This is a genomic window from Candidatus Uabimicrobium helgolandensis (assembly GCF_041508025.1).
Taxonomy (GTDB): domain Bacteria; phylum Planctomycetota; class Uabimicrobiia; order Uabimicrobiales; family Uabimicrobiaceae; genus Uabimicrobium; species Uabimicrobium helgolandensis.
Genome location: NZ_CP165719.1, coordinates 6549713 through 6568303, shown reverse-complemented (window position 1 = coordinate 6568303; position 18591 = coordinate 6549713). Strand labels below are relative to the sequence as shown.

The following is an 18591-nucleotide window of genomic DNA, read 5'->3' as shown; positions in this document are numbered from 1 at the left end:
TCAAGGGGTGTCGACATTTAGGTTTTTCCTAGTACAAGGTATTTTAGGAAGTAGTGAAACTATTCTAAAATACTTTTCTTATAAAGAAAATCAATGTTAACCCTCCCAAGTTAAAGATTATCATACAGTGACTTTTTTCTTTTACTTAGAAAGGTCTTTCTTATGGCGCAAACAGCAGCAGAACTCTCTTACACACCATATCACAGAGAAAAAAGCGCCTTCACCGGAATTTTTAGTTGGATATTCTCTACAGATCATAAGCGTATAGGTATTCTCTACATGATCTCAGTCTTGACTATGTTTATCGGCGGGCTCTGTTTAGGTCTACTTATTCGTTTGGAGTTGATTGCTCCAGGGGCTACTATTATGTCAGCTCCTACTTACAACGCTGTTTTTACACTTCACGGCGTTATCATGATCTTCCTATTCATTATTCCAGGTATACCTGCTATATTTGGAAACTTTATACTTCCACTGCAAATAGGTGCTGAAGACGTGGCATTTCCACGTTTGAATTTACTTTCTTGGTGGTTATATATCTCTGGTGCAGCACTTCTTATGTTGGCACTTTTTACAGGTGACAAACTGCCAGATACTGGTTGGACGTTCTACGCACCTTATAGCACTGCCACAGAAGGAAATATATCCCTTGCCGTTTTTGCCGCATTTGTCTTGGGATTCTCTTCTATCCTTACAGGTTTAAACTTTATCACAACAATCCATCGTATGCGTGCTCCAGGGATGACATGGTTTAGAATGCCACTCTTCACTTGGGGACTTTATGCAACAGCATGGATTCAAGTACTTGCAACACCTGTTGTTGGAATTACACTACTTCTTGTGATATTGGAAAGAGGATTTGGAGTAGGAGTTTTTGATCCAGCCATTGGTGGAGACCCTGTTTTATATCAACACTTGTTCTGGATTTACTCGCACCCAGCAGTATACATTATGATTCTGCCTGGAATGGGTGTGATTTCTGACCTATTGCCTGCTTTTACCAAAAGAACTATCTTCGGTTATAAAGCAATCGCATTTTCAACAATCTCTATTGCCGTAGTGGGTTATATGGTATGGGGACACCACATGTTTACAAGTGGTATTTCAGGAACAGCACAAGTAATATTCTCCTTTCTTACGTTTTTAGTGGCAATTCCGACAGGAATTAAAGTATTTAACTGGATTGCCTCACTGTATAAAGGTTCTATCGAATTACGTGCACCAATGCTTTACACGTTATCGTTCATATTCCTTTTTTCTATTGGTGGAGTTACCGGTCTTGTACTAGGTAGTTTGGCTGTAGACATGCACGTTCACGATACTTACTTTGTGGTTGGACACTTTCACTATGTAATGTTTGGTGGATTAGGAATAGCACTTTTTGGAGCTCTGCACTACTGGTTTCCAAAAATGTTCGGTAAAATGTACAATGAAGCTGTTGCGATAGTCGCTTGGGCTTTTATTTTTGTTGGCTTCAATGTTCTTTATTTTCCAATGTTTATTTTAGGTTGGAATGGAATGCCTCGCCGCTATTATGACTACCTTCCAGAGTTTCAGTACTGGCATGTAGTTTCTACTGTAGGTTCTTGGATTTTAGCTTTTGGTATTTTTACAATGTTCATTAACTTAATTCGCGGAATCATAAACGGTGAAAAAGCAGGAAACAACCCATGGGGAGCTTCTACTCTTGAATGGACAACTCCATCTCCGCCGCCACTTCTAAACTTCATTGAGCCACCGCATGTTACACATGGTGCTTATGATTTTGAAGAAATGAACAAAGGTAAAAAGGATAGTAAAAAAGATAGTAAAAAGAAGAAAAAAGGTAAAAAATAATGAGTCATACCGCTAATATTGCAGCTCCTGCTCATATTCATAAGGATTACAATGGTGCAAAGACTGGCATGTGGTTGTTTTTGTTTACCGAAGTTCTTCTCTTTGGTGGACTTTTTCTAATCTATGCCGTTTATCGCACAGCTCATCCTCATGATTTCGCAGAAGCAGCAAAAGAATTAAATGTTGTTTTGGGTGCATTAAACACCGCTGTTCTACTTACTAGTAGTTTAACAATGGCGCTTGCCATTGCTTGTATACATAGAGGAAAAAAATCGCTTTCTCTTACCTTTCTTGGGATAACTATACTATGCGCTTTTGCATTTATGGTTATAAAATACATAGAATGGGAAAGTAAGATTTCGCACGGGTTATATCCCGGCTCCGAATACCTAATGCTACATTATAGCAAAGGTCAGCGGATGTTCTTCGGTCTCTACTACTGCATGACTGGATTACACGCAGCGCACGTAATAATAGGTGCTACTGTATTGATAGTTATGTTTTACGTCACTTATCAACGACCAAACGAAAAACATCGTTGGGATGTGTTTGGCAAGGACGAACTCAATGGTTGCCGCGTTGCTATCCTCGATAAGGATGGTAATGAAAAATGGGGCAGCGAGATTGACGAATCAGTAAAACAAGTACATCTAAAAATGAAATACTACTCTATGCCAAAACGTATCAAGCATGAAGATTACGTAAGTTTAGAAAATAGTGGCCTTTACTGGCACATTGTAGATGTTATTTGGATTTTCTTGTTCCCATTAATGTACTTAATCGGCTAAATCAAGGAGAAATACATGGATCATGCTGAACACCATGAAGAGCACCCAATGATTGGTTATGGGACATACATTAGTATTTGGTTAGCTCTTTTAATACTCACGGCATTGACCGTGGCGATCGCTGGATTCGACCTAGGTAAATACACCACTTTAGTTGCTATGGTAGTTGCCACAGTAAAAACAACGTTAGTTGGCTTGTATTTTATGCATCTTCGTTACGAACCCAAAGTATTCCACTATATGATACTTGTTACATTTATGATTATGGTGGTGATTGTCATATTTACATTTATTGATGGCAATCGATTTAGCTATTTAAGCCACGAAGTGCAAGCTGAAGTCCATCATTAAGTTCAGCTTTTTTTTAGATGAGGAAATACTATGTTTCTAGCAGCTTCTAGTTATGCAGACAAGGTAGATTTTGCTTTTTATTTTATAGTCTACACATCTGTTATTCTAATAGGCATCATAGTTGGGTTTATGTTATTTTGCGTTGTAAAATACAGCAAGAAAAACAATCCAAATCCTAGCCAAATCGAAGGACATGTTGGCTTAGAAACCGCTTGGACAATTGGCCCAACAATCATTGTGATGATGATGTTTTACTATGGCTATCAGGGTTGGATTGATATGAAAACAATACCTGACGATGCTATGGAAGTTAGAGTTATTGGGAAAAAATGGTCTTGGTCTTATGAATATAAATTCAAAGACGAAGGCGTCGAAAAAGTAAAAAGAAGTGCTACGCTTGTCGTACCAGTCGATCGCAATGTAAAATTGCGCCTTGAATCCCTTGATGTACTACACAGTTTTTACATACCTGCTTTCCGTATGAAACAGGATGCCGTTCCTGGAACCCCTTATTATATGTGGTTTCGAGCTATAGATGTTGATCAAAAATACGATGTGTTTTGCGCAGAATACTGCGGAGATTCGCATGCTTATATGAGATCATATGTCGAAGTAGTTTCGGCAGAAGCTTTTGAAACTTGGGTGCGTAAAGAACCACCGGCGAAAGAATTAGGAAAACAATTGTTCCACGAAATTGCCGCTTGTACCACTTGCCACTCTATTGACGGAACAAAATTGATTGGTCCGAGTTTAAAAGGTATCTGGGGACGCAAGAGTAAAGTTATTACTGACGGGAAAGAACGCTCAATTGTCGCCGATGAAGAGTACATCTTAAACTCCATTCGCAACCCACAACAAGATTATGCTAAGGGTTACGATGGTGTTGTCATGACTGCTTTTGATGAAACAGTTCTGAGTGATGAAGACATTCAAAAAATTATCGAATATCTAAAAACTCTCAAATAGTTGAGATCGTAAGTTGTGCGGGAGAAAACACTTCTCTCGCTACAATTTTCTGTGCACTCAAAAAAAAATAAATGGTAAAAAAATGATTACTAGAAAAAACAAAGTACTCATTATCCAAAAATAGTACATAGATTGCATGAAAGGGAAGATAATGGGTGAAATTATTGTGCCTCCTTCACTTGGTGGCCTAACATTATTTAAATATTTGATTATATTTACTTTTGTCATTCATTTGCCTTTTATCTGTTCATTGATGGGAAGCGTACTTCTTTCTTTAGGCTTTGGTGCCTTTGGTAAAGATCAAAAAAATGATACATACTTACGCCTTTCCAAAGATTTAGTAGATAAAACAAGTGTCAACCTCGGTGTGGGAATTCTTCTAGGAGTTCTACCCCTATTTACACTTATTGTAATGTACCTACAACTAATGTATGGTGCACGAACGATGATGTCTCTTCAGTGGTTAGCAGTACTAGGGCTATCCATGGTTGGAATTGTATTTGTATACGCATACAAAAATTCTTTCTCCAAAAGAGACGAAAATTTCTTGGTACACTTTGGTATAGGAAAAACCGCTTTTGGCATACTCGCACTCACATATTTTGTGTTTTTGAGTAACAAAACATTTATCCTCTATCCACACAACTGGGCAATAGTTGAATACCCTATTTTCCAATCTTTTTCTTCAGTAAACTTAACACAATTTATGCATTTTATGTTGTTGTGTATAGCATTTGCTGGCGCGTCAATGATCTTTCATTTTCGCCTGTGGGCAAATAAAGAAGAACAAGAAGAAAATAAGGATTACTACAATTTTGCTACTAAAGTAGGTTTGTACTGTGTTCTTGTTGGTACACTTTTGCAACCAGTAGTAGGTATAGTTGACCTATACTTCTTACCAGAAGCAGCTGTATCTACAGTAACAAGCAACCTGTATATTGCAAACGTAGTGTGGGGCATGGTGATCTGTTTATCGGTACTTGCTGCTCTTCGTTATTGTGGACAACCAGAAAAAGGTGTTTCTACACTAATGATTTTTTGCATTACAGTGTTGTGCGCATTTATGGTTGCAAATCAATTGACAGTAATGGTAGTTGTACTAATTTCTATTGGTAATATTGTTGCCTACCTTGTCAAGCAAACACCAGGGCACATTACTGAAAAGTGGATAGTTGCTCTAGTATTTGGTAGTTTAGCGCTTACACTTGGTAGTGACTTTCATACGCGCAACAACTCGATGAAAGAACATATTCAATATTTGACAGAAATAGCTCCAAAGGTTGTGCATGTTGGTAATCCAGCAGATGCCGGTAAAAAAATCTACCAAGAAAAGTGTAATATTTGCCACACTCTCGATGGTACTCCAGGTGCAGCGCCAAGTTTCTTGGGAATCTACGGACGCAAGCAAATTGTCGTGACAAATGGCGAAGAGCGAGAGATCACCGCAGACGATGAATACATTATCAATTCGATGATGAATCCAAACGATGATGTTGTCAAAGGATTTCAAGCAGTGATGCCGCCACCAAACCTAAGCCAAGAAGAAATGGAATCGGTAATTGCTTTTATGAAAACGTTGAAGGAATAGGAGACGAAAAGTGCCAAAATTGATACTAACTTCTGTTGTTGTCGGATTCCACGGCTTTTTCATAATACTCGGTATTGCTTACGGCTACGGAGTAAACAAGCACGTTGAGTCTCTGGAACAACCAATCGCTTTCAGTCACCACAAGCACGTAAAAAAAGCGGGCTTACAATGTACAGACTGTCACACAAAAGCGGCAACAACAACGCGCGCTGGTATTCCGCCAATGGAAAAGTGTATGGAATGCCATGCTACAATAAAAACCGATAGTCCAGAAATCCAAAAACTACACGCATACTACGGTAAACAACTTTTTGAAGTCGATGCGAAAAATCACAGCGAAGAGTTGAAAGAAGGCAAGCTAAGTAAACTTGAAAAAGTTTTTGCTGAAAATAAACATATATTACCGGTAAATGCTATGCTGCAAACACAAACAAAAGACAGCAAGTGGAAAATTACGGACACTGGTCAAGAAGGCAAAGAATACGAAGTAACCGAAAGTGAAGGTATGTTAGAAATACGCGGTGTTAAGAAAGCTATTCCGTGGAAACGCGTTTATTGGCTTCCTGACCATGTATATTTTTCACATAAAAGACATATCACCAACAAGATATCGCGTTACTTTCTATTTAATACTTCTGCTACAGATAGTTCTGGAGTAGAACAAACCAAATACTTAGAAAGCTTAGCTATTTCAGAAGATCTTAAAACAGCATTCCAAGAAAACAAAATGCAGATCTCTGAAGATGCACGAGTGGAAGCTCAAGATAAAGATGAGTGGTGGATTATTGATCCTGCAAAAGATCAACCATATTCTATCACTAAAGAAGGTAAACATATTAAGGTCTCCAAAGTAGGCTTAGACTGCACAGAATGTCATGGTAAGGTTGAGTACATGGATATTCCACGTAAACTACCTTCGTTGCGCATGGGCTGGTGTGTTCAATGTCATACGAAAAAAGGAGCGTCTTTAGACTGTGTTACTTGTCATAAGTAAAGATATATCAATAGATAACACAGATTTAAACGTACACACGGAGGAGTGTTATGAAACGTAGGGATTTTTTAAAGCTTCTAGGTGTTGCTGGTGCGGCGACAATGAGCACTTCTTGTATTGAGACATATCACTGGATGGGTACCAAGTCTCGCAGAAGATACTCCTATTTGACAGCCAAAGAAGAACAAGCAGCAAACGGTGAAGCTTACTACGCAAGTACTTGTATGGAATGCTCTGGAAGTTGCGGTGTTGAAGTACGCGTTCACAAGAACGTCGCCGTAAAACTAGAGGGAAATCCTCAACATCCAGTGAATGAGGGAGCACTTTGTGTAAGAGGTCAAGCATCTCTTGCACGTTTGTATGATCCACAACGCCTTGTTGCCCCAAAAATGAAAAATGCAGAAGGTAAGCTTGAAGACGTATCTTGGGGAAAAGCGTACACTGCAATACAAGAAGCGTTAAAGACATCAAAACAAAATTATTATTTATCTGGTCAAACAACAGGTTCGTTAAGTACTCTTATCGATTCTTTTTGTAAAACCATGAAGTTTGAAAAATTACCAGAGTTCGAACCATATGCTTACGCAAACTTGCGTATGGCGAACAAAACTGTTTTCGGACGCGATGAAATACCAGCTTATGACCTTGAAGGTAGTGATGTTATGCTCACTATAGGTGCAGATATGTTGGATACATTTGTAAGTCCAATATCTCATTCTGTACAGTTTGGTAAAGCAAAAGCTCGCGGCGATTGGAGTTGGATACACGTTGAATCGCACATCAGTGCATCTGGTATTAAAGCGACAAAGCGCTATAATATCAAGCCTGAAGGAGAAGTATATCTTCTTAGATGGTTGATTGGCAAATTGGCAAAAACTTTTAAAAACCAACTTGCTGAAGATGTTGTGACAAAAATTACTGCTAGCGATGAAGAAGTTCTAAAATCAGGTTTAAAAATAGAACAATTGAATCCAATTTTAGAATCTCTAAAATCAGCGAAAAAACCACTTATCGTAAGTGGTGGAACAGCGATTACTCACGAAGCAGGTCTTGAAGTAGCAGTACTAACAGCTTTACTTCAGTGGGGAATGGGTGCAGAAACAGTTGACTTTACTCACGCACAAGATTACTCAAGTGTAGGAACACGTCTTGATTTAGCAAATACAACAACGCTATTAAAAGATAAAAAAGTTGATGCCATTTTTGTCAGCCGTTGTAATCCTAGTCTTCACAGTACAGCGTTTGCAGAGCAATTTAAAAACGCAAAATTTAAAGTGGGTATGGGGCTAAAATTAGATGAAACTCTAAACGATTGCGACCTTGTTTTACCAATGTCACACTATACAGAGTCGTTAGATGATACTGCTCCACACAAAGGACTAATTAACTTAGTTCAGCCAGTAGCAAAAGCAAACAACACCAAACAAGAGGGAGATGTTCTTCTTGAATTAGTAAATGTTGTTGATAGTGCAACTACTATGCCTGCTAGTTATGAAGATTATTTGTATGATCGCTGGTCTCAATTAGAACCAGAGAAAGTTTTTGTACAAGAAAAATTTCTCGAAAAAGGTTTTTACGAAGTGAAACTAGAAGATGTTAAACCTTCTTTGGACGCAGCAGCAAGCGCTAACTTTGTAAAAAACGCTACTCTTGCACCGGTAATTAAAGATGGAAGTACTTTACTAGTTATCCCTTCTATACGTAACTTTGATGGACGTAGTAAAGATATTTCACTTCTACAAGAAATTCCAGATCCACTATCTACCATTACTTATGGTGATTGGGTGTCTATCGATGCAGAAACAGCAAAAGCTCTAAAAATTAGAGACTGCGACGAAATTGAAATAAAATCTGGAGATTTTTCTGTCAAGCGCGCAGCAAAAATTCAGCCGGTCATGGCAAAGGGTATTTTGACTATCCAAGAACCACATCTGTTAGGTCAACTTGCTATTGATAAACGCAGCGGTGAAGTACAGTCTTGTGTTCATGAAGTTCTTGTCAGTAAAACCGGAAAGCAAATACCAACACCTATACTCAGTGGGTCGATGGAATCGCGTGACGATGGTTCAATCTACAGCAGAGAAAAAGGTACTAACCGCCGTGGTGTAGTTCCTTACGCTTACGATCCTCACGGTCATGGCGAAGATCATGGTGATCATAAAGACGATCACAAAGATGATCACAAAGATGATCACAAAGATGATCATAAAGAAGGTTACGAGCACGATCACAGCAAAGATGATTTCGAGCATGAAGCACGTAAGTCTTTATACAGAGACAACCACGATGAATACGAAATCACAACAGGTGTACGCTCTCCATATCGTTGGGCGATGTCTATTGATTTAGATTCTTGTACTGGTTGTACTGCTTGTGTTGCAGCTTGTTATATCGAAAATAACGTTGCTGTTACCGGAGTAGAAGAGCATTTAAAAGGTCGCGAGATGTCTTGGTTGCGTTTTGAACCATATGTCTATACAGATCAGAAAACCAAAGAAGAAAACATTGAAATAGTACCAATGTTATGCCAACAATGTGAAAATGCACCTTGCGAATCTGTATGTCCTGTTTATGCCGCTTATCACAATCCTGATGGATTAAATGCACAAATATACAACCGTTGTGTAGGTACGAGATATTGCGCGAATAACTGTCCTTACAAAGTACGTCGTTTCAACTGGTTTGATAATGGCTACAAGGGAAGACATTTACCTCTTCATACTGTGCACAATCCGGACGTATACGTACGAACTAAAGGTATCATGGAAAAATGTACATTCTGTGTACAACGTATTCGTACAGCGAAAGACGCGGCGAAAGACGAGAACAGAAATGTTCGCGATGGAGAAGTGGTTCCAGCTTGCGCACAAACTTGCGCCACCGGTGCTATTTCTTTTGGTAATATATACGACAAAGAATCAAAAGTATACAAAATGGCAACTAAACAAAGTGCGCACCGCATCTTTGATATAACAGGTATCGAGCCTAGTGTATACTATCTTGGAAAGAAGGGAAGCGAAGATGACGCAGGAAAACACGGCTAAACTTACAAAGGATGAACTCGATGACGCCATCCTAGGAGCCATGGAAAAGCCTACAATCTGGTACTGGGTTGCACTTGCCGTGTCCGCAGCTTGCTTTTTCTTTGGTATAGTATGTTGCTGGGGATACCAAATGGTAACAGGCCTTGGTGTTTCAGGTCTAAACAACCCAGTTGGTTGGGGAGTTTACATTACTGACTTTGTATTCTGGGTTGGTATTGCGCACTCTGGTACACTAATTTCAGCGGTACTTTTTCTCTTTAGAGCAAAATGGCGTTGTAGCTTCAACCGTTCTGCAGAAGCAATGACAGTTTTTGCAGTAATGACGGCCGGATTATTCCCTTTAATCCACTTAGGTCGCGTATGGTTATTCTATTGGTTAATGCCTTATCCTAACCAAAGACAACTATGGGTGAATTTCCGTTCGCCTCTTGTGTGGGACGTATTTGCTGTAAGTACTTATTTCACGATTAGTGCTATATTCTTCTATGTTGGTATGTTACCAGACTTAGCAATTGTAAGAAGAAAAGCAACAGGTATACGCAAGTTGATTTATGGAGCTCTTTCTATCGGTTGGAAGGGAACACAAAAGCAGTGGAAGCACTATAATCAGTTGTATATGTTCTTAGCGGCTTTCGCAACACCTCTTGTAATTTCCGTACACTCTGTTGTATCTTGGGACTTCGCCATGGGGATTGTTCCTGGTTGGCACACCACTATTTTTCCTCCATATTTTGTTGCAGGAGCGATTTTCTCAGGTTGTGCGATGGTAATTACCCTAGTTGTTCCTATGCGCAAAATTTTTCGCCTCGAAAGAGTGATTACTATTGATCACTTTGAGAGTCTTGCAAAGCTGATGCTTGTTACTTCCATTATTGTAACATACGCTTATATTGTCGAATTTTGTATTGCATTTTACAGTGGAAACGTATTCGAAGCATATGCCTTTAAATATCGTTTAGTCGGTGATTATTGGATTCCATATTGGATTATGTTGACCTGTAACTCTATGATTCCATTTTTAGTGTTCTTCAAAAAAATACGTCGCAATCTAACAGCGTTGTTTATTATTTCTATCTTTGCAAATATCGGAATGTGGTTTGAGCGCTTTAATATCTTTGTAATCTCTCTATCTCATGATTTTTCGCCTTACTCTTGGGGGATGTATTATCCTTCCTTAATTGAAATAGGTATTACGATTGGAAGTTTTGGTTGGTTCTTTTTATTGTTCCTAATATTTGCCAAGACACTCCCTATTGTTGCAATTACAGAGGTAAAAGAAATCATTTCTGCGCCAGACCATCACTAAATTTGATAGCGGGAAAGCAAAAATTCCCGCTGTCTTTAAGGAGACACATTGTGAGCAAAGAGTATATATTCGATAATGAAACTGATTTCATAAAGAAATTGGGGGAATTGGTTAAAGGCGGGGCGACAGAAGATGACGTAGAAGTATTTGCTCCTTATCCAGTTCACGGCCTAGATGCGATGCTTGGTAAGCCTTCTAAACTGAAGTTTTTTACACTTGTAGGAGCTTTAAGCGGTGTAACAACAGGTTTAGCACTTACAAATTATACGGTATGGCACTGGCCAATAATCACCAGTGGTAAGCCAATACATTCATTACCACCATTTTTTGTAGTTGCCTTTGAATTGACAATCCTGTTTGGGGGTATCTTTTCGTTACTTGGTTTTTTGTTTCTCAGTAGGTTGCCTAATCCGACGCAAATCGTACCAGAGAAAGATTATGGAAATGACTTTGCTATCATCATGAAGGAGAAGCAAGAATGAAACCCCAAAAGCTAGCAGTATTTATTGGACTTGCTGTACTTGTTGTATGGGGCGTAGAACAAGGTATCGGTAATTTTCATCAATCATCGCTTATCTTTAACCTTGCTATATTCTTAGGAGCTGCTCAAGGTTGTGTTGCACTTGTTGCAGCAGCAGAATTATGCGAAGGCAAATGGGCCGTACCGCTAAAGAAGCACTTGTTAAAAGCTGTACCGTTAATAGCGATGTGTGCAATACTGTATTTACTTATTATTCCACAGTGGAGCACTCTATACCCTGAAGCCGTGACAAATGGAAAATCCAAATGGTTTACAGGCTTAGCATTTTGCGTAGGACGCAATTTCGCGATTATGATGATATCGTTTGTTTTTGCAGCCCTTTACTCAAAATACACCTTAGCAGGTAACAGTCTAGTCAGTAGAAGATTTGCAGTACTGTATCTTTTCTCCTACGTAATTTGCCAAACTTTCTACGCATTAGATGTAGTAATGCCTTTGGAATACCCATGGTTTAGTACACTTTTTGGTGCGTCTTTCTTTGTTGAAGGTTTGTACCTAGGCTTAGTTATCTCAGCATGTTTATGCTACGGTATGTTTAAGCAACATAATGATAAAGTACCTGCAGACGTCGAAAAGTCGCAATACGATGTTTCGCTACTAATGCACGGTTTTAGTATTCTGTGGACATACATGTTCTTTTCGCAATTCATTGCGATTTGGTATGGAAACATCCCTGAAGAAGTACTGTTTTTCAGTACAAGAACATTCGAAGGTGGTGTTAATACACCAATATATTTTAGCAAATTCTTATATATTGGTTTTTCAGCGGCGATACTATTATTTTTGATTCCTTTCGTGTCCTTGATGTTCAAACGCGTAAAAGGAAACCCAAAAACAATGGTATTTCTTGGATTATTAATTGTCACTGGATCTATTCTAGAAAAAGTATATATCATTGGTGGTGTCCCAATATTCGACTCTCACCATGAACATTTCTCTGGAAGACTTGACCTAAGTGGTATAGCAGTAGCCATCGAATTTGCCTTAATCGCGAGTATTTACTACTTGCAATTTAAAACAGGCTTTTCAGAAGAAAAAGCAGCATAAAAAAACTTTAATACAGTGAAGTTTTATATAGTTAACAAAAAAAGGTATGCATATTTTATGCATACCTTTTTTATTGGAATTAAGGAAACTTTAAGAGCCTAACAAAAATCCGCAGACATTACATTTTTCACTTAATAGCAACAGAACGAGTTCTTGCTGATATCTTAGATTAAGAGAATAATAACGTCGAGCCAGATAAGTGTCTAGTTGACGATGTCTCTAGTTTTTTGTCTTCACTTTGGGATTTGCCGAGCGAATCCAAGAGGAATAAGAAGCGGTGCGAATTGCTTGTTTATCCCGATCTTTGGCAATAATTGTAAAATATAACTCACACATTTCTTGTGTAGAGTCCCATCCCCACTTAATATTCTTCGGAGGAGAGTTAGGATTAGCTGCATTATTAGCAGAGTTATCAAAGCTAAAAAATGCTTCTATTTGACTTCCTTTTGGAACAAAAACAGGTTGACGGTATACATAGTTACTTTGCCAACGAAAGTCCCATTTTTCGATATGAAGCAGTGGTTGTTTTTCTCCTGTTGGAAGAATGATATTTGCTTTGATATCTTTGCCAATATAATGCATGTGTGGTGAAATATCTATTACTTTCATGTCAGCAGGGACATCCATAACTATTCGGCGTTGATAATTTTCTTCATTTGCCGGAATATTGACTTGTTGGGTTCCCATGATAAAACCATCAATGAATTTTGTTACTGGTTTTTTAGCAAAATAAAATCCAATGGAGCTTTGGTCTGTTCCTTTTTTACCATTTAAATGATAGTGAATTTCGATAACAATATCGTGACCTTTTGGAAGGTCAATTCCATAACCAGAAGGAAGTGTGTACGGAGCAGCTCCTGGTGCCCAACCGCCGATAGAGAAAGCTTGGTTATTTGCCTCCATAAAACCGCCTTTGCCAAATACCGAGAAACCAGGTTGAGGATCGTTTTTATCCATTTGTAGAGCTTTCCCTGAATAATCTGCATAATAAATGGAATGGTGAACGACTTGAGTGTTACCAGGGAGAAAATCAAGGGCAACAATGACTTTGTCTTCTAAAAAAGCGGAAGGGACAACAAAATAACGGTAGATATCTTCACCTTCTGCTGGAATATCAAAAGGTTCAGGCATTGTAACTATAGCATCTGGTTTTCCTAAAGCCCATTTCGAAGTACGAATTTTTACTGCTGGCATTTTGTCTTCTTCTAAGCCTTTTTTTCGTCCATTTTTTGCCCATTTTTTTAATAGAGAAATTTGACGGTCACTTAATCTATGTTCGTCGCGAAAGCTACCAAAACCTTTTTTCGCATACCATGGAGGCATAATTTTTTCATGCGCTACATATGAAATCATTCCACCGCGGCGTTTTGCATCTTTATATGTAGTGAGAGAAAAAGGTCCTATTCCTTGTGGTTGGTGGCAACTCGTGCAGTTAGCACGTAAAATAGGCTCAATATGCCTGTTGTAGTTTACTTCCTCTATTTTGCCTTCCCATGCTTCAAAAATACAACCAATAGCTTTGGTATTTTTTATAACACTTTTGCCTGTTTTAGCGACAGACAAAATTGCATCTTGTAAATCATTGGTTGTTGATACTGTTCTGCGTTTTCCCACAGAAGAAAAACGATTGTCAATACGCCCGCGATACGCAACTTCGTCTTCTTTATTAACGACGAAAGCTTCAGGTACTGTTGTTGGTTGTAAGCGACTAGCTAAATCTCCTGCAGAGTCAAATAAAATAGGAAATTGTAATTTATATTGCGCTTGGAATTCTACTGCTTGTGATCGTGATATTTCTGGATCGGAAATAATTCCATAAAAAGGAACGTTTTGTTTGTTACTTTGTTGATAAATTTTATTCAACTTTGGGGCATAGCGATTAGAAATGGGGCAACTTGTGTCTAAAAAGACAACAGCTATGGGCGAAATATTTTCACTGATACCCAATTTGATAACTTTACCATTAAGATCAATAGCACGTGTTCCTATTATATTAGCTTGTAATGTCTCTTCTGTCTGCAAATGAACTAAAATACACATTATAACAATAATATAAGTAGTGAATTTTAACATATTGTTTCTCCTTATTTATTTGGAAGAAAGCCCGGTCAAAAACGTGTTAACTACTATATCTTTCGCTTGATTGCGTGCGAGATCTCCTTCTTCAATGGCTAACCACGCAGCCCAAATTAGTCCATCGAGAACATAAAGAGCCCATGTCGAGGACATTGAAATTAAATTTTCTGATCTGAGAATTTCCATAAATTTATAAAGTTCTGTTATTTGACGCTCATAAGCTTTTTCAATTTCAGAATTTTTATGGAGAGAAACTTCGTAAATTAAAAAATGAAAACGCGCGCCTAGAGGAATTAGGTTATTGAATACTTTTTCTAGTATTTCTCTATTTGAAATTTCTTTTTCATAAAGAGGTTGAATTGCTTCATCTGTTTGGGCAATCGATTCTAATGCAAGTTCATAAATTAGGTCGTTTCTTTTTGGAAAATAACGATAGAGTGTAATACGTCCTACTCCTATGTGGTTAGCTATTTGCTCCATTGATACTGCTGGATCTTTTGCCAATATTGATGCTGCTGTATCTAACAGTTCTTTTTTTTTCGATTCTTTTTTCATAATAACTCCAAAATAAACTCTTGTGTACTTTTTGATACAAAAGTGTATCATTCGGAGTTTGTTTTGTCAAGTTTTCAAGTGATTTTATTTTGAAGGATATGCTATATCGCAAGTAAAAAAGAGGTTTGCGAAAGAATGATTTAGTTATGAATGGTTAATGAAAAAGCTAATGAGTATTTTCGGTTGGATTGTCTTTTGTAAAACAAAAACTGTAGTCATTTATCGCATACACTGCAGTATTACAAATTTTGTCGTGTAATCCTTGCTTATTCTTGGTTAAAATTAATATATACGCTGCCAAAAATATAAGATTAATTAAGAAAATAGACACGATAGAGTAAAACAATAAATATTCTTTTAATAAAGTTCTTGTGGGGAATGCTAGAGTAATGAAAAAAATAATTATTGGCAAGTTGTATTTTAGTAAAGAGCGCAGTAATAACGTTGTAAAATTTGCTTGTAACCCACTGGACATTTTCACTTTAATACTGAAAATTTTCTTACCTGGTGTACAGCCTGTTATCGCTTCAATAAATCCCCAAACTAAGACTAAAATCACAAACGCATAAGTATTTGCGATTGTTTCTTTTGGGATATTTATCAGAGCAGATATCAGAGTTGTAAGTGTGATAATAAAAATAACATCTAAAATAAATGCACACGTACGTTTCACAAAGCCAACACGTCCAAAACTCATGGATTTTTTTCTTTCATAACAAAAAAAGCCAAGAGAAAGTAAAACTTCTCTTGGCTTAGAATAGATTTTTACATTTTATATCAAAGTAAAACTTACCACTTCCACTCTTCATCTTCTCCAGTTAACATCTTAAGGCGCATTTCGATAATGCGGTCGCGATTTTGATTTCTCTTACGCAACAAATTACGCATGCGTTCTATATTACGTTCCATTTCAGAGAATTCGCGTTCACGTCTTTCTTCGCGTAGTTGAAAAGTTTCACTGAGTACACGACGAAGGGAGTCAACCGCTTGTTCTCTATCTTCTCCGCGAAGATGACGTATTTCACGCGCCAGTTCTTTTGCTTCTCTTTCTAACACTTCTTCGCGTTTACTTGCATTTCGATGTTGTGAGAAACCGCGGTTTTGAAATTCATTGCGGTTGTTTCTGTTGCGAAAGTTTTGTGGTGAACGTTGAAAATCACCGCGTCTGCGATTGCGAAATTCGTCTGCTTGTTCTCTAAAATTTTCTCTATTTGAATCTTGAAAACGACGGTGTCTATTACCGCGATCTCCAAAATTACCACGTTCTCTGAAATTGCGACGACGTTCTCCAAAATTATCACGTTCTCCAAAGTCACGACGTTCCCCAAAGTCGCGTTGTCTTGCGTTTTGGTTTTTACCGCGACGAGGCTTTCTCAAAAAATCATCTTCATCGTTTTCATTTTCGCGATCAAAATTGCGTTTCTTTTTGTTTTTGTTATTTTTTTTGTTTTTATTTTTCTTGCCTTTGTTTTTTTTCATTTTCTTTTGTAGTTCTTTTACTTCTTGGGCTAGTGAATTTACGTAAAGTTGCATGTACTCTCGTTCTTCACCTGTGCTATTTTTGAGATCGCGTTTTGCTTCGTTTAGTTCTTGTTTAGTTTCTTGTAATTTTTGTTTTAAATTGTCTGGGCTATCATTATTCACTTCGCGTAGAGGTTTTTCATTTTCCATAGACGAATCTTCATCCATTTGTGGCTCTTCATTCATTTGTGGTTCTTCGTCCATTTGTGGCTCTTCGTCCATTTGTGGCTCTTCCATAGAAGAGTCATCATCGATACTCATTGCTATCTCTAATTCTTCTGCTTGTTCTGTTAATGCAATTATGCGCTTGCGCAATTGTGGGGTGAAACCGTTTTCATCTGCTTGTTTTTTTAAATCAAATAGTTGTACGTATATATCTCGTAATTGCATTTCTAAATTCGCTTCTTGAGCAAATATCAATGAGGTGATAAATACTATGCAAATTAATTTTCTCATGCCAAACTCCTTATTATATTTTTTTACAAATAGTGCCTTTGGAAGAATCCTCAAGAACATAACCCATTTCTATTAAGGTGTCGCGAATTTCGTCTGCTCGGGGAAAATTTTTATTTAATCTTGCTTCATCGCGTTCTTTTACAAGTTGTAAAATGTCCTCTGATACTTGTTGTTCCTCATCACACAACACACCTAAAACTGAATCTATTTTTTTTATAGTGTCTATCGCTTGTTGTGCGTCTTCGCGTCCAAGTTGTTCTTTATCGCGTAATTTATTTACTTCGCGAATAAATTGATACATTGCTGAAAGTCCGCCTGAAATATTAAGGTCATCATCCATAGCAGCAGAAAAATCAGCAAGCGTTTTTTCTATTAGTGAATTGATTCCTTGTTTGCACGTGCTTTCTATTTGTTCCATCGCTGCAATAAAGTCTTTCATACGCCTGATGTTTGTTTTTGCTTCTTCTAATGCCTCTATTTTTTCGATATTTTGATAATTACCATCTTTGACACCAGTAGTAAAGTTCATATTTTGTCGATAATGAGTAGAGATAAGTGCATAACGTATCTCACTCCCACTATAACCTTTTGCAATTAATTCGCGTACTGTAAAAAAGTTACCTTTTGATTTCGACATTTTTCCGCCATCGACAAGTAAATGTCTTGCGTGGAGCCAATAACGTGCAAATGTTTTGTGTGTCGCACATTCCGATTGGGCGATTTCAGCTTCGTGGTGAGGAAAAATATTGTCTTCACCACCAGTGTGAATATCAAGAGTTTCGCCTAAGTACTTCATTGCCATTGCTGAACACTCAATGTGCCATCCTGGAAATCCTGTGCTCCATGGGGATGGCCACTTCATAATGTGCTTGTCGTCACATTTCCAAAGTGCAAAATCGGCAGCACTTTTCTTACGCTTATCAATTTCAACACGTTGGCCTTCGACAAGATCTTCCACGGAGTTCCCCGAAAGCTTTCCATAGCTTTCGAAGGAGCTTTGATCAAAATAAACAAAACCATCAACTTCGTAAGCATTGCCATTTGCAACTAATGTTTTGATAATTTCAACCATTTCGGCTACATGTTCACTTGCACGCGGTCTTTTCCAAGGCTCTAATGCGTTGAGTATTTTCGAGTCTTCCATGAAACAATCAATGTATTTATCTGCAAGCGCTTGTGGATCTGTAATTCCAGTACGTTTGGCTGCCAAAGCCATTTTATCGAGATTTTCACCTTCACGAGAAGGTTCTAAGTCGTCTTGGCTCATGTGACCAACATCTGTAAAGTTCATAACCTGTTTTACTTCGTATCCTTTAAATTCAAGATAACGACGTATCAAATCAGCAAACAAAAACGAACGGAAATTTCCCAAATGCGCATAATCATAAACTGTGGGGCCGCAGTTATACATACGTACCGTATTATTTTCGACAGTGAATTCTTCCAGTTTTTTTGAATAACTGTTGTAAACTTTCATTTTTTATAATTTCTACCTATCAAGGTTTATGGTAAATGGATATAT

At 37.9% G+C, this 18591-nt stretch carries 15 protein-coding genes; 10 read left to right on the top strand and 5 right to left on the bottom strand.

What is annotated here, in order from left to right; genetic code table 11:
* Positions 1 to 162: 162 nt before the first annotated feature.
* The 10 genes from ctaD (at position 163) to UABHE_RS24345 (ending at position 12461) form a co-directional block, all read left to right on the top strand.
* The gene (gene ctaD, locus UABHE_RS24390; RefSeq protein WP_372365918.1) at positions 163 to 1836 is read left to right on the top strand and encodes a cytochrome c oxidase subunit I; all 1674 of its coding nucleotides are present in this window, start codon (positions 163 to 165) and stop codon (positions 1834 to 1836) included.
* Positions 1836 to 2624, top strand: coding sequence for a cytochrome c oxidase subunit 3 family protein (locus UABHE_RS24385; RefSeq protein WP_372365917.1), 789 nt, complete (start codon positions 1836 to 1838; stop codon positions 2622 to 2624). Before ctaD ends, UABHE_RS24385 begins: the two co-directional genes overlap by 1 nt.
* 15 nt (positions 2625 to 2639) lie before the next feature.
* Entirely contained in the window at positions 2640 to 2975 is a 336-nt protein-coding gene (locus tag UABHE_RS24380) for a cytochrome C oxidase subunit IV family protein (protein ID WP_372365916.1), read from the top strand.
* 30 nt (positions 2976 to 3005) lie between these two features.
* Complete coding sequence (gene coxB / locus UABHE_RS24375) at positions 3006 to 3941, top strand: cytochrome c oxidase subunit II (RefSeq protein ID WP_372365915.1); 936 nt, start codon at positions 3006 to 3008, stop codon at positions 3939 to 3941.
* A 151-nt stretch (positions 3942 to 4092) separates the two neighbouring features.
* The gene (locus UABHE_RS24370) at positions 4093 to 5529 is read left to right on the top strand and encodes a cytochrome c family protein (protein ID WP_372365913.1); all 1437 of its coding nucleotides are present in this window, start codon (positions 4093 to 4095) and stop codon (positions 5527 to 5529) included.
* A gap of 10 nt (positions 5530 to 5539) precedes the next feature.
* Positions 5540 to 6523: a cytochrome c3 family protein gene (locus UABHE_RS24365; RefSeq protein WP_372365912.1), complete on the top strand. Its 984-nt coding sequence runs from the start codon at positions 5540 to 5542 to the stop codon at positions 6521 to 6523.
* 50 nt (positions 6524 to 6573) lie between these two features.
* Positions 6574 to 9567 carry a molybdopterin-dependent oxidoreductase gene (locus UABHE_RS24360; protein WP_372365910.1) on the top strand — a complete coding sequence of 998 codons (2994 nt, stop codon included), beginning with the start codon at positions 6574 to 6576 and terminating at the stop codon, positions 9565 to 9567.
* On the top strand, positions 9545 to 10873 hold the full coding sequence (gene nrfD, locus UABHE_RS24355) for an NrfD/PsrC family molybdoenzyme membrane anchor subunit (protein ID WP_372365908.1): 1329 nt from the start codon (positions 9545 to 9547) through the stop codon (positions 10871 to 10873). The genes UABHE_RS24360 and nrfD overlap by 23 nt, the downstream gene beginning before the upstream one ends.
* Positions 10874 to 10923: 50 nt before the next feature.
* A complete protein-coding gene (locus UABHE_RS24350; RefSeq protein WP_372365907.1) occupies positions 10924 to 11355 on the top strand; it encodes a DUF3341 domain-containing protein in 432 nt (143 codons plus the stop codon).
* Positions 11352 to 12461, top strand: coding sequence for a hypothetical protein (locus tag UABHE_RS24345; RefSeq protein WP_372365906.1), 1110 nt, complete (start codon positions 11352 to 11354; stop codon positions 12459 to 12461). Before UABHE_RS24350 ends, UABHE_RS24345 begins: the two co-directional genes overlap by 4 nt.
* A 219-nt stretch (positions 12462 to 12680) precedes the next feature.
* Here the strand turns inward: UABHE_RS24345 and UABHE_RS24340 are convergent, their stop codons facing one another.
* From UABHE_RS24340 to cysS, 5 genes are all read right to left on the bottom strand, one after another.
* The gene (locus UABHE_RS24340; protein WP_372365904.1) at positions 12681 to 14534 is read right to left on the bottom strand and encodes a redoxin domain-containing protein; all 1854 of its coding nucleotides are present in this window, start codon (positions 14532 to 14534) and stop codon (positions 12681 to 12683) included.
* Between the two features lie 15 nt (positions 14535 to 14549).
* Entirely contained in the window at positions 14550 to 15092 is a 543-nt protein-coding gene (locus UABHE_RS24335; RefSeq protein ID WP_372365903.1) for a TetR/AcrR family transcriptional regulator, read from the bottom strand.
* Between the two features lie 166 nt (positions 15093 to 15258).
* Entirely contained in the window at positions 15259 to 15789 is a 531-nt protein-coding gene (locus UABHE_RS24330; protein WP_372365902.1) for an RDD family protein, read from the bottom strand.
* Between the two features lie 92 nt (positions 15790 to 15881).
* Positions 15882 to 17069 carry a hypothetical protein gene (locus UABHE_RS24325; RefSeq protein ID WP_372365900.1) on the bottom strand — a complete coding sequence of 396 codons (1188 nt, stop codon included), beginning with the start codon at positions 17067 to 17069 and terminating at the stop codon, positions 15882 to 15884.
* Between the two features lie 13 nt (positions 17070 to 17082).
* Complete coding sequence (gene cysS, locus UABHE_RS24320; RefSeq protein WP_372365899.1) at positions 17083 to 18546, bottom strand: cysteine--tRNA ligase; 1464 nt, start codon at positions 18544 to 18546, stop codon at positions 17083 to 17085.
* Positions 18547 to 18591: the final 45 nt, after the last annotated feature.

Coding starts and splice junctions, on each gene's coding strand:
- ctaD (WP_372365918.1), top strand. CDS start 163: ATGGCGCAAACAGCAGCAGAACTCTCTTACACACCATATCACAGAGAA.
- UABHE_RS24385 (WP_372365917.1), top strand. CDS start 1,836: ATGAGTCATACCGCTAATATTGCAGCTCCTGCTCATATTCATAAGGAT.
- UABHE_RS24380 (WP_372365916.1), top strand. CDS start 2,640: ATGGATCATGCTGAACACCATGAAGAGCACCCAATGATTGGTTATGGG.
- coxB (WP_372365915.1), top strand. CDS start 3,006: ATGTTTCTAGCAGCTTCTAGTTATGCAGACAAGGTAGATTTTGCTTTT.
- UABHE_RS24370 (WP_372365913.1), top strand. CDS start 4,093: ATGGGTGAAATTATTGTGCCTCCTTCACTTGGTGGCCTAACATTATTT.
- UABHE_RS24360 (WP_372365910.1), top strand. CDS start 6,574: ATGAAACGTAGGGATTTTTTAAAGCTTCTAGGTGTTGCTGGTGCGGCG.
- nrfD (WP_372365908.1), top strand. CDS start 9,545: ATGACGCAGGAAAACACGGCTAAACTTACAAAGGATGAACTCGATGAC.
- UABHE_RS24345 (WP_372365906.1), top strand. CDS start 11,352: ATGAAACCCCAAAAGCTAGCAGTATTTATTGGACTTGCTGTACTTGTT.
- UABHE_RS24340 (WP_372365904.1), bottom strand. CDS start 14,534: ATGTTAAAATTCACTACTTATATTATTGTTATAATGTGTATTTTAGTT.
- UABHE_RS24335 (WP_372365903.1), bottom strand. CDS start 15,092: ATGAAAAAAGAATCGAAAAAAAAAGAACTGTTAGATACAGCAGCATCA.
- UABHE_RS24330 (WP_372365902.1), bottom strand. CDS start 15,789: ATGAGTTTTGGACGTGTTGGCTTTGTGAAACGTACGTGTGCATTTATT.
- UABHE_RS24325 (WP_372365900.1), bottom strand. CDS start 17,069: ATGAGAAAATTAATTTGCATAGTATTTATCACCTCATTGATATTTGCT.
- cysS (WP_372365899.1), bottom strand. CDS start 18,546: ATGAAAGTTTACAACAGTTATTCAAAAAAACTGGAAGAATTCACTGTC.